10 protein-coding genes and 1 pseudogene are annotated in these 11,764 nt (G+C 71.3%); 8 read left to right on the forward strand and 3 right to left on the reverse strand.

The window, feature by feature from the left end; genetic code table 11:
• Positions 1 to 907: acyltransferase (locus tag BGN97_RS12265; protein WP_292701850.1), on the forward strand; the 907-nt coding region annotated here is incomplete at its 5' end.
• A gap of 4 nt (positions 908 to 911) precedes the next feature.
• On the opposite strand, the gene BGN97_RS12270 is transcribed toward BGN97_RS12265, so the two are convergent.
• Together BGN97_RS12270 and BGN97_RS12275 are read right to left on the reverse strand one after the other, a co-directional pair.
• Entirely contained in the window at positions 912 to 2,210 is a 1,299-nt protein-coding gene (locus BGN97_RS12270; RefSeq protein WP_292701852.1) for an O-antigen ligase family protein, read from the reverse strand.
• Positions 2,207 to 3,625, reverse strand: a complete 1,419-nt coding sequence (locus tag BGN97_RS12275; RefSeq protein ID WP_292701855.1) for an O-antigen ligase family protein — start codon at positions 3,623 to 3,625, stop codon at positions 2,207 to 2,209. The genes BGN97_RS12270 and BGN97_RS12275 overlap by 4 nt, the downstream gene beginning before the upstream one ends.
• A 91-nt stretch (positions 3,626 to 3,716) precedes the next feature.
• Between BGN97_RS12275 and manA the strand changes: the two genes are divergently transcribed.
• From manA to BGN97_RS12295, 4 genes are all read left to right on the forward strand, one after another.
• The gene (manA, locus tag BGN97_RS12280; RefSeq protein WP_292701858.1) at positions 3,717 to 4,835 is read left to right on the forward strand and encodes a mannose-6-phosphate isomerase, class I; all 1,119 of its coding nucleotides are present in this window, start codon (positions 3,717 to 3,719) and stop codon (positions 4,833 to 4,835) included.
• 193 nt (positions 4,836 to 5,028) lie between these two features.
• Entirely contained in the window at positions 5,029 to 5,346 is a 318-nt protein-coding gene (locus tag BGN97_RS12285) for a WhiB family transcriptional regulator (RefSeq protein WP_285633645.1), read from the forward strand.
• 113 nt (positions 5,347 to 5,459) lie between these two features.
• Complete coding sequence (locus BGN97_RS12290) at positions 5,460 to 8,396, forward strand: glycosyltransferase (RefSeq protein WP_292701864.1); 2,937 nt, start codon at positions 5,460 to 5,462, stop codon at positions 8,394 to 8,396.
• On the forward strand, positions 8,393 to 9,778 hold the full coding sequence (locus tag BGN97_RS12295) for a DUF5719 family protein (protein WP_292701866.1): 1,386 nt from the start codon (positions 8,393 to 8,395) through the stop codon (positions 9,776 to 9,778). The genes BGN97_RS12290 and BGN97_RS12295 overlap by 4 nt, the downstream gene beginning before the upstream one ends.
• 21 nt (positions 9,779 to 9,799) lie before the next feature.
• On the opposite strand, the gene BGN97_RS12300 is transcribed toward BGN97_RS12295, so the two are convergent.
• On the reverse strand, positions 9,800 to 10,231 hold the full coding sequence (locus tag BGN97_RS12300; RefSeq protein WP_285633637.1) for a hypothetical protein: 432 nt from the start codon (positions 10,229 to 10,231) through the stop codon (positions 9,800 to 9,802).
• 98 nt (positions 10,232 to 10,329) lie between these two features.
• Here BGN97_RS12300 and BGN97_RS12305 point away from each other — a divergent pair, with 98 nt between their 5' ends.
• From BGN97_RS12305 to BGN97_RS12315, 3 genes and pseudogenes are all read left to right on the forward strand, one after another.
• On the forward strand, positions 10,330 to 10,554 hold the full coding sequence (locus BGN97_RS12305; protein ID WP_285633634.1) for a DUF3499 family protein: 225 nt from the start codon (positions 10,330 to 10,332) through the stop codon (positions 10,552 to 10,554).
• 146 nt (positions 10,555 to 10,700) lie between these two features.
• Complete coding sequence (locus BGN97_RS12310) at positions 10,701 to 11,630, forward strand: biotin/lipoyl-binding protein (protein ID WP_292701869.1); 930 nt, start codon at positions 10,701 to 10,703, stop codon at positions 11,628 to 11,630.
• Positions 11,627 to 11,764, forward strand: a pseudogene (locus BGN97_RS12315) (ABC transporter ATP-binding protein); the annotation flags it as partial. The gene BGN97_RS12310 and the pseudogene BGN97_RS12315, both read left to right, overlap by 4 nt.

Genomic DNA, 11,764 nt, shown 5'->3' on the forward strand with positions numbered 1-11,764 from the left:
GATCGCCTGGCACGTCGTCTCCATCCCCACATTCTTCGGCGTCGAGATGCCGAACCTGGTTCGCTGGCTGAACGATGCGCTCTCGCCGTATCGGATACCCACCTTGCTGGTGCTCTCCGGCATGCTCCTTCGGCAGTCGCTCGATAAGCCGGCAGTCCGTTACTACTGGGGCAAGTTCGCCAACATCGTGTGGCCGTTCCTGGTCTGGTGCGTGATCTATCTGCTGGCCAATCCATCGGTGGACGGCAGCAGCCCTGCGTACTGGCTCGGCGAGTCCTACCTCTGGTACCTCGTCGTGATTGCCTTCTGCTACGCGATCGGTCCGCTTATCCGGTGGGTGCACCCGCTCCTGCTGTCGGTCGTTTTCATCGCGCTGGCACTGCTTTTCTCCTCGGCTCCGTCATCGGTCACACAGGAGCTCGTGCACGCGCCCTACTTCTTCATCGGAGTAGCAGCGATCCCCTACGTCCCACGGCTGCTCAAGATGCCGGGTTGGATCGTGCTCGGCGGTGGGGCGATCGCGCTGGCGTGGGCTGCCTACAGCGCCTCGCATCTCGGCTACGCGCCGCGACTGCATCCGGTGGGGACACCGATATCGCTCGCGGGCATCGGCTGCCTGATGTGGCTGGCCAGCAAGCCGCGACGAATGCCAGCATTGGAGTGGGCTGGTCGTCACTCGCTCGAGCTTTACGTCGCTCATTTCCCGCTCATCGTTCTCGCCTGCACGTACTGCCCCACGGGCCTGTCTCGGCCGGTGCTCTATCTCCTGTTCGCCGCAGTGGGCCTGGGCGGAGCGGCCATTCTCGCGCGTTTCTTCTCGAAGACGCCCCTGTTCCGATTGCCCGTGCCTCGCCATGCGCGCGACAAGCGCGGTCAGCTCGAGACGTTCGGCACTAGCGACATCTAGGGCGTCAGCTCTGCGGGCCCAGAGTGGGCAGCGCGCCGGTGTGCGCGTCGTCGATGTTCTGACGCCAGGACCTGGTCTGCCCCGCTCGCAGAGCGCACAGCACCAGGAGCAGCCAGCCGGCCCCGACGAGCGTGAAGCTCTCGAACATCGACTCCACGGCGAGCGTCACGAGCAGCAGCGGCGTCCAGGCGTACACGACCGACCGCCGCACGCTGGCCACCAGCCAGGAACGCACGGTGGCGACGCCCCCGAGCACCAGGAACAGGGCGAGTCCCAGCACGCCCAGCTGCAGCAGCACGTCGAAGTACGAGTTCAGCGCCGACTGGTGGTGGTTCGACAGCTGGAAGTTGATGTACTGGAACGGATACTCGCCGCCGGTCCAGGGGCCGAACCAGCCGTAACCGGTGACGGGCTTCTCTCCGATCCAGTCGAGGATGGCGTTCCACAGGTCCGCACGGGTCGAGAAGTCCGAGCCCGCGTCCAGCAGCTGGATGATCTGATGCCGTCGCGCGAACGCCAGCACGAGCCCTGCCACCACGGCCGCACCCAGCAGCCACTGCACGAGCGCGCGGCGGGCGGGCGGGGCGTGCCGCACGATGGTGAGCGCTACGGTCGTCATCCCCACAGCGGCCGCGAGCACGACCACGGTCGGCGAGGCGGACAGCAGCGCGAGGAAGCCGCCCAGCGCGACCGACAGCACGCCGACCACGCGGCTCACCGACTGGGTGCGCCACTCGATCACGAATGTGATCAGCGCCACCACCGCCATGAAGCCGAGCAGGTTACGGGTGCCGAAGATGCCCTGGATCGGTCCGCCCAGCGCGAGGTTCCCCTCGATCCCGAAGGGGGTGAGGGGCATGTCCAGCAGGACGCCGGAGAGGATCTCGAGCCCCAGCGAGATCGACAGCAGCCAGCGCAGGGTGTCGCCGATGGCGCGCACGGTCTGCAGCGTGTCGCGCACGTGCCCGATCGTGATCGCGATGGTCGCGATGCCCAGCAGCGCCAGCCAGCCGAGGACGGTGTGCGGCTTGTTGCCCGACCACAGCACGCTGACGATCGCGAGCGTCAGGAACCCGAGCAGCGAGGTGGGGGCGAAGCGCAGCAGCGAGAGTTCCTCGCGGCGGGCGATGAGCACCCCGGCGCCGATCAGTGCGAGCAGGGCGAAGATCGTGACCACCGTGGTCGTCGACGTCAGCCGTTCGATCATGAACGACGCGAACGCAGCGGCGAGCGAGGTGAGCGTGTAGGCGCGGGCGAACTCCGCCGATGCCAGCAGCGCCACGATGGGCCGAAGCACGGTCATGGCACCTGCCGGGCCTGCGGTCCGTGCGAGATCACAGGCGTGCGCTCGCCGACTCCGATGCCGATCAGCGGCACCGACTTCATCTTGAACGAGAGCAGGATCAGCAGCATCCAGCCCCACAGCATGATCGGCGCGGACTCTGCGATCCCCTCGAAGAGCAGCGCGGTGGTCAGCAGCAGGGGCAGCATCGACAGCGCCGAGTACGGTCGCTGCGCGTCGAGGTCCCACCGCGGACGGTCCACCGCGAAGAACCACGAGCGCCAGAGCAGCGCGAGCCAGGCGACGAGCATCACCGCGACGCCGACGATCCCGAGCTGCAGGAAGACGTCCAGCCACATGTCGTGCGCATGGAACACCGTGATCCCGTGGTTCAGGATCCACCGGTCGAAGGCCGGATCCCATGGCACCCACGGCGACGAGAACCCGTTGCCGAACACCGGTCGCGTGATCGCCCGCTCCCAGACGGACTGCCAGATCTCCACCCGGCCGGTCAGGTCGGAGCCCTTGCCGAAGAGGCCCAGCACGCGGTCGCGCAGCAGCACGGCGGCGGCGACGCCGATGACCGCGACCGCGGCGAACGCGAGGTACACGCCGCGGCGCGCCGCCGGAGTCCTCGCGGCGCGTGCGACGAGCGCGGCGGCGGCGACGGCCAGGATGACGACGATGCCGAGGTAGACGGTCGTGGAGGCGCCCTTCACGAGCAGCACGACGGCGAGCACGGCCCACCCGATCAGCAGGCCGCGTCGGCGTACGCGCGCCGCGTAGAGCACGGCGAAGACCAGCAGTGCGAAAAGGCACATCATCGCCAGCTCGTGCGCGTTGCCGACGATCCCCTGGATGCGTCCGCCGTTGAAGAGGTTCCCGCGCACCCAGTAGCTGACCGGGTTGATCTTGCCGGGCGGCAGCTGGGCGAAGTTCGGGAGGATCGGATGCCGCACCACCAGTGCCACCCACAGCTCGATGACCACGGAGAGGCCGAGGATGAGCTTGAGCGTGGTGGACAGCGCCCGCACGATCTCCTGCCAGGTGAGCATCGTCGCCACCATCAGCGCGGTGGCTGTGATCGCGGCCATCAGCGACCACGTCAGCAGCGTCGCCCCCGGCCATCGAGACCACAGCACCGAGACCAGCGCCAGCGCTCCGTAACCGAGCGCGGCCCACGGCAACCGGCGCCAGGGGAAGCGGGTCGGGCGCTGTCTCGCGATCGCCGGCACCCAGATCCCCAGGGCGCCGAGTGTGAGCACGACGAGCACGACCACGGAACCGACCGGCCCCACCAGGTTGTACACGGCCGTGTGCGCGAACACGCTGAACAGGCACAGCACGGCGTACGCGCGCACCATCAGGTGACCCGTCGTCTCACGGGCGGGTGCGGCGGGTGGCGCAGCCACGGGATGCTTGGTGTACACGGCCATCGCGTTCAGGCTACCGCCCGGCGGCCCACGCGGCCTGTGACCGGGCGGCCCGGCGCGGAGAGACCTCCGGCCACGCCCTACGCTGGGAGGCATGCTGCTGACGATCACGAACGAGCCGCGCGACTACGCCTGGGGATCGACGACTCTGCTGGCCGCTCTCGAAGGACGCAGCCCGTCGGGCGGGCCCGAGGCCGAGGTCTGGTTCGGCGATCACCCCGGCGACCCGGCCGAGGTCCAGGGTGCGGGCACGCTCGACGCGGTGACCGGCGGATCGCTGCCCTATCTGCTCAAGCTGCTCGCGGCGGCCGATCCGCTGTCGATCCAGGTTCATCCCACCCGTGCGCAGGCGCGGGAGGGGTTCGCCCGGGAGGCGGGCCTGGACCCGTCGGATCCCGCCCGCAACTACCGTGACGACAATCACAAGCCGGAGCTCATCGTGGCCCTCAGCGACCGCTTCGAGGCTCTCGGCGGGCTCAGGCCCGTCGCGGACACCCTGCGGATGCTGGCGTCGTTCGCCGACGCACCCGGCGTGGTCGCGCTGCGCGATCGGCTCGGCGCGGGAACGGATGCGGAGGCGCTGCGCGCCACGATCGGCTGGCTGCTCTCCGGAGACGCGCAGGCGGCCGTCGAGGACATCATCGACGCGCTCGGCTCAGCGGATGCGGAGGGCTTCGCCGAGGCGCTGCGCGCAGTGCGCGGCATCGCCACCCGTTACCCGGGGGATCCGGGAGTCGTCGTGGCGCTGCTCATGAACCACATCGTGCTGCGCCCCGGTGAGGCGATCTTCCTGCGGGCCGGACTGCTGCACGCCTACATCTCGGGTCTCGGGGTGGAGATCATGGCGGCGAGCGACAACGTGCTGCGCGGAGGACTGACGCCCAAGCACATCGACGTGGACGAGCTGCTCTCGATCGTCGACACCGAGCCCGGTGTCGTGCCCGTGCAGCCGGCCGGGGGAGACCTCACCGAGTACGACATCCCCGTCGCCGACTTCGCGCTGCGTCGCATCGAGCTCTCCGGAGAGCGGACCGTCGAGGTGACAGGGCCCGCGATGGCGCTGGTCACCGCGGGGGAGGTCGCCGTGGCGGGCTCCGACGGAGCGACGGTCCCGGTGCGAGTCGGCGCCGCCGTGTTCGCGAGTGCGGACGAGACCGTGCTCGCCCTGCGCGGCGCCGGCGAGGTCTTCATCGCCGAGCCGGGGCGCTCCTGACGACCGGTCTCCGGGGCTCGCGAGACGCCCGGTCGGCACGCTCCACGTCGGCGCGACACGCCGAGAAGGCTTCAATGAACCTTCAAGGCGACCTTGAGGGTTTACCATCCGCGACTTGACCGGAGCGAATGACACGGGTGTAATTATCTGAAGCACGGCCCGTGGGGGGCATGAGCAGGGTTGGAGGATCGAGATGACGGGTTACCGCTCAGACGTTCCTGAGAATTGGTTCGTCGATCCGGTGAACCTCGGCGTACCCGGTGTGCGACGAGTCGAGGCAGAGGACGACGGCGCACTCGCCTGGCAGGTCGATGCGCTGTGCGCGCAGACCGACCCCGAGGCGTTCTTCCCCGAGAAGGGCGGTTCGACGCGTGACGCGAAGCGGATCTGCTCCTCGTGCGATGTGCGCGGCGAGTGCCTCGAGTACGCCTTGAACAACGACGAGCGCTTCGGCATCTGGGGCGGGCTCAGCGAGCGCGAGCGCCGCAAGCTCAAGCGCCGCGCCAGCTGAGCGCGTCGCGCAGCAGCGCGCACGCCCTTCGAGGGCGGATCGGCTGACTTCTTCGTGAACGCGCCGCAGCGGTGACCGACCGGGCGCGCAAGCCTGCTTAGGCTGACAGGGCCATGCCAGCACGTGCCCATGCAATCATCGTCGCGCGCGCGGGGAGATCCGCGAGCGCCCAGCTCAGCCGAACCCTCGACGCACTCAGCGCGCAGTCCCTGCCGCCGGCGGCGGTGACAGTCGTCGTGCTCGGCGACGCCGCACCCGTCCGTGCGCTCCCGGGCATCGGCCACATCGTCGAGGGCATCATCGAGGCGCGGACCAGCACCACCTTCTCCGAGGCGGTGGCGCTCGCAGGTCCTCGGGTGAGTGCGGGCAGCGCGGTATGGCTCCTCGCGGAGGACACCGTCCCCGAACCGGATGCTCTGCAGCTCCTGGCGGGGGCGCTGGAGCGCTCGCCGTCGGCGGCGGTCGCCGCGCCCAAGCTCGTGGAGCAGGACCACGACCGCGAGATCGTGTCGATGGGCGTGAGCATGACCCGCTGGGGTCGCGCCATCGAACTCGCGTCGGGTGAGCTCGACCAGGGCCAGCACGACGATGCGGAGGATGCGCTCGGCGCCGACGTGCGCGGCATGCTGATCCGTGGCGAGGCGCCGTCGGTGCTGCGCCCGGACACCGCCCTCGCCGATGCGGATGAGGGACTCGACCTCGGCGTCAGGGCCCGGCTGGGTGGCGCGCGGCTCGTGCTCGTTCCGAAGGCGCGGCTGGGCGTGCCCGCCGCAGGGTCCAGCGGGCGTCCTCGCACCGCGATGGCGCGCGCGTGGGCGACGCGCCGGTCGCAGCTGCATCGACGCCTCGCCTATGCGCCGGCGGTCGCGGTTCCGCTGCACTGGATCTCGCTGCTGCCCCTCGCACTGTGGCGCTCGATCACCCACCTCATCGCCAAGCGCCCCGGCGAGGTCGTGCCGGAGTGGGGTGCAGCGCTGACCGCCATGGTGCGGCTCGGGGCACTCGCCCGGTCGCGCGCCGCCATCCGCTCCTTCCGGCGGGCCTCGTGGACCGAGATCGCGCCGCTGCGCGTGAGCCGGGCTCAGCTGAAGCAGCGGCTGGACGACGGGCACGGCACCGAGCGCGGTGCGGTCAGCGAACTCAACTTCTTCAGCGGCGGCGGGGCGTGGACCGTGCTGGCCGCTCTCGTGGTGAGCATCGCCGCCTTCGTCTCGATGCTGGCATGGCCCACGATCGGTGGCGGCGCCCTCCTCCCGCTCCGGCGCACCGTGGCCGCGCTCTGGGGGGATGCCGCGTGGGGCCTGCGGGACGTGGGCCTCGGGATCGTCGGTCCCGCCGGTCCGTTCGCCGGTGTCCTGGCCGTACTCGGGACGCTGTCGCCCGGGGCGCCCTCCTTCGCGCTCGTGGTGCTGTGGCTGGCCGCGCTGCCTCTGGCCGTGCTCGGCGGATGGTTCGCCGCCACCCGGGTCACCGACCGCGCGGGCCTGCGCATCCTGGGAGGCGCGCTGTGGGCGCTCGCGCCGACCTTCCTCACCGCACTGGTGCAGGGGCGTCCCGCCGCCGTGCTGCTGCATCTTCTGCTGCCCTGGGTGTTCCACACCGCTGTCGTCGCGCACCGCTCCTGGGGCGCCGCCGGCGCCGCCTCCGTGCTCACCGCCGCAGCGCTGGCCTGCGCACCGTCGCTGGCACCCGCCTTCGTCCTGCTGTGGGCCCTGACGCTCGTGCTGATGATCTCGACCCGACGCCTGCGCGGCGCCGCCCGGGTGTTCTGGCTGCTGATCCCGTCCGCCGCGATGTTCGCGCCGCTCGTGGTGCGCCGACTGCGCGACGGCGAACCGTGGGCGCTGCTGGCCGACCCCGGCGCAGTGCTCGCCGTCGACGAGACCGCCCGGCGACTGGACGTCGCGACGGGCTTCCCCTCCCCGGACCGCGCCGGCTGGGACTGGTTCCTCGGCGGCGCGTTCGCGCCGTGGGCGCCCCTGCTGCTCGCGCCCCTCGCGCTGCTCGCGCTGCTGTCGGCGCTCTCGCCGCGCTGGCGCGCCGGCTACGTGCTGCTGGCCACCACACTGGCGGGCCTGGGGACGGCGCTGTTCGTGGCGGGCGTCGTGGTGTCCTCCGTCGACGGCGTCGGCGCGGCGGTCTGGCCGGGCAGCGGCCTGAGCCTGGCCTGGCTGGGCGCCGTCGGTGCCGCCCTGGTCACACTGGACACCGTCGTCGCGCTCACCGCGCTGCGCACCGCGGCCGCCCTTCTCGCCGGCATCGCGGTCGCCGCGTGCGCGACCCCCGCTCTGCTGGCGGTGCAGCTGGATCGTGCACTCGTCCACAACGGCCCGGCGAGCACGCTTCCGGCGCTGGTCGCGGCGCAGTCCGACGGCGCCGTCGACAGCGGCACCCTCGTGCTCACACCCCTGAACGACGGCAGCCTCTCCGCGCAGGTCGTGTGGGGCGCGAGCTCGACGCTCGGAGCGCAGAGCACACTGATGAGCACGGCGACGAAGCAGCTCGGCGATGACATCGCGACCACGTCGGTCGACCTGATGTCGGGGCGCGACTTCGACGCCGCCTCCGCCCTGGCGAAGGACGGGATCAGCTTCGTGCTGCTCACGCAGGCGCCGCAGGAGCAGGACCGCGCCCGCTCGATGCGCGATGCCGCGACCACCTCCATCGACCAGCGCTCCGGCTTCGTCAAGGCCGGGCAGACCGCGCGCGGGATGCTGTGGCGCGTGGACGGCACGATCGCCCCGCGCCCCGAGCTGACCGCCGCCCAGAGCACGATCGCGGCGCTGGTCGGCGTGGTGCAGCTGATCGTGCTGCTGGCGGCGCTGCTGCTCGCGATCCCCACCCGTGCCTCGCGTCGTGCCGCGCGCTCCCGGTCCCGCATCGTCGGTCGCGAGCCCTCGGAGCCGATCGTGCTGCCTCGCCGCCGCATCGCCGACCATCACGACGACCAGGCCGCACCGCCCACCGCCGAGTTCGACGACACCGTCGGCGAATCGGCCGGGTCGGCGCACGTCGACGATCACCAGGACGAGACGGAGGCCACCCGATGAAGCAGCGCACCATCCGTCTTGCCGCCACCGGCACCCGCGTGGCAGCAGGGGCCGTCGTCGCCGTCGCCTGCGCACTGGGCGTCGCCGGCGCTGTGGCGGCGCCGTTCCCCGAGATCCGCACCGCACCGGCGACGACGACGGTCAGGCCCGTGCCCAGCGACGCCGTGCTGGTCTGCAACGGCTCCTTCCGGGTATTGGGGCGGGACGCCACCCAGGCCGGCCTGATGGTCTCCGCAGCCACCATGCGCCTGCGCGTGGACGGCGACACCGAGGGCACGAAGTCCGATCCGATCGAGGCGCCGGATGCGCTCGGAGCCTCGGGGACGCAGGTGATCGTCGGCGCGGTGAAGGACCGGAAGGTGCCGCTGTTCTCGGCGACGGAGTCCGTGCAGCTCTCCGAAGAGGATGCCAGCGGCTTCGCCGCGGCCCCCTGTCGTGAGCCGTCGCTGAGCAGCTGGCTCGTCGGCGGGGACGTGTCGATCGGAGCATCCGACATCATCCTGCTCACCAATCCCGGCGCGGTCACCGCGACCGTCGATCTGGACGTGTACGGCGACAAGCGCTCGGCATCGACAGTCGTCGTGCCGGCGGGAACCCAGCTCGGCGTGCCGCTGGCATCCGTCGCAGCAGGGTCGCGGACGCCGGTGGTGCACGTCTCCTCGTCGGGTGCGGCGGTGCGGGCGAGCCTGCAGTCCACCCTGGTGCGCACGCTCGACGCCGTCGGCATCGACCTGCAGGACGGCTTGAGCGGGGCGCAGACCTCTCAGCTCCTCCTGGGGGTCCGTTCCGCGCCCGCGACCGTGGGCGACGACACGACAGGGGTCGTCGTGCGGATGCTGGCGCCGGACCACGACGCGAAGACGACGGTGCGCGTGCGCGCCGCGGGCTCCGCGGCGGCCGTCGACGAGTATCCCGTCGATCTCGTCGCCGGGACACCGGCCGAGGTCTCGCTCGCCGGGCTGAAGGAGGGCTCCTACGACATCGAGATCTCCTCGACGGAGCCGATCGTCGCCGCAGCGCAGCAGACGGCACGCGCAGGGGATCAGCAGGACATCGCGTGGTCGCTGCCCTCGCCCGAACTGGCATCCGGCGACTTGACGATGTTCTCGGTCCCGGACGGGGCACCGGCGACCCTCTACCTGCACAACGCCGAGTCCGAACCCGTCACGGTCGCTCTCGGTGGCGCGGACGAGCGGACCGTCCAGCTCAAGCCCGGTGGCTCGACGGCTGTGACCGTCGACGCGGGCGCCTACACTCTCGAGCCCAGCGGTCGTGTGAACGCGGCCATCGGCATGCTCGGCGCGAACGGCTCCGCGGCGATCGCGAGCTGGCCGCTGTGGGCGGGCGCCGCCACGCAGCAGCCGATCGTCGTGCGTCCCTGAGCCGACCCGGCGCCGCGGAGGTCAGTAATCCCGGCCCTCGGGACCGAGCTCCCAGGGCTCGCGGCCGACGTACTCGGCGGCCGCGTGGAAGACCGCGCTCTCGATCGCGACGCGCCGGTGCATGGCGTCGTCATGACCCTTCGGCAGCAGCCGCTCGATGGGCACGCGGTACAGCGACACACGCTGCGCGGCATGGTCGACCCGCCACCGGGGGATGCCGTCCTCACGATCATGCAGCGGCATCGCGGAGATCTCGAAGCGCACGTCCCGGAGCTCCTCCCAGGCGCCGCGCAGGTACTCCACCGCGCTGCCGACCGTGACGTCGAACCGGTCCAGCCGGCCATCCAGCGGCGGAAGCGGCGGGCGCACGACCTCGCTGCGGCCCAGTCTGCCGTGCCGGCCGTGGCGGGCGCCGCGGCGGCCAGGAGCGCGGGAGGAACGACGGCGGGGCATGTCTGAAAGTCTAGGTCGTCTTCGAAGTCGCGGGCGGCTCGGAGCGGATGCCGCGCGGCACCCGGGCATCCTGCATGCGCGGCCCTACGCTGAAGGAGATGGACGACTCACTCCGCACCGACGAACGGCTCTGCTCCAAGGTGGCCTGCGCGCGCGAGGCGGTCGCCACGCTCACCTTCGACTACGGCGACCAGATGGCGGCACTCGGCCCGCTCGGTCCGGGCGGAGACCCGCACGCGCACGACCTGTGCGCACTGCATGCCGAGCGGCTCTCGGTTCCCGCTGGCTGGCTTGTCGTGCGCCACGAGGCGATGCGCGGCTGACGCAGCCCACCGAGGCCGGCGGCGCTTCGAGCGCACTCAGGGGCGACGCGATGACAGATGGGGGTGAACCCTGATCCGTTTCCGCCTGGCCTTCCCCTAGCCTGATGCTAAGGGGGCGCCAGGGCGGCTGCCCAGGAAAGGCAACCGTGGTCGTCTGGCGCCGTGTGATCCTCCCGCTCGTGTTCGTCCTGGTCCTCGGCGCAGCAGCCGCGGCGCTCGTCAAGCTCGCGTTCTTCCCCGATGTCACGCAGGCCGCTCCCGCGGATCCCTCCGCCGGCGTCGCCGATCCGGTCACCGCCGTCGAGCGCGGATCGGTGGTCAGCGCGCTGAAGCTGGACGCCACCATCGCGCGCGACGAGCCCTACGCCGTCCGCAGCGAGACCGACGGCACGGTCACGGCGGTGCACGTCGCAGACGGGGCGACCGTCGCGACGGGGCAGCTGCTGGTGACGATCAAGCAGCTGGAGCCTGCCAAGACCGTCGAGCTTCGTGCCCCGGAGGCCGGCGAGGTCTCCGAGCTGGCTCTCGTCAAGGGACAGACGACCAGCGTCGGGGGAGAGGTGCTGAAGCTCACCCCGGCGCGACACCACGTGCTCGCCACCGTCAAGCCGGCCGAACTGTACCGGCTCGTGAACGCACCCACCGAGGCGACCGTCAGCATCAACGGCGGGCCGGCGCCGTTCACCTGCGCGGGAGTGGGCGTGCAGATCGCCGAGGACGGCACGGCGAGCATCCGCTGCGCGGTGCCGGGCGACCAGAAGGTGTTCGCCGGGCTGCCGGCATCGGTCGAGCTCGCACTCGGCAAGGTCGACGACGCGCTCGTGATCCCCGTCACCGCCGTCAAGGGCGGTGCGGGCAGCGGGACCGTCTGGGTGGATGCCGGCGACGGGTCTGAGCCCGAGGAGCGCAAGGTCACGCTCGGCGTGAACGACGGCGAGAAGGTCGAGGTCACGGACGGGCTCGCCGAAGGCGACAGCATCCGCCAGTTCGTACCCGGCTTCGCCGCACCCTCCGAGGAGGAGTGCTACGACGACGGTCAGGGCGGCCAGTTCTGCGAGTCGGGGACGAGCTGGTGACGCTCGTCGCGCTGCAGGACGTCACCAAGAGCGTGCTCCTGCCGGACGACAGCACGCTGGAGATCCTGCGCGGAGTCACGCTCGAGGTCAGCGCCGGCGATCACGTCTCCATCGTCGGGCGCTCCGGATCCGGG

The organism is Microbacterium sp. 69-10, from assembly GCF_001897945.1.
GTDB lineage: Bacteria > Actinomycetota > Actinomycetes > Actinomycetales > Microbacteriaceae > Microbacterium.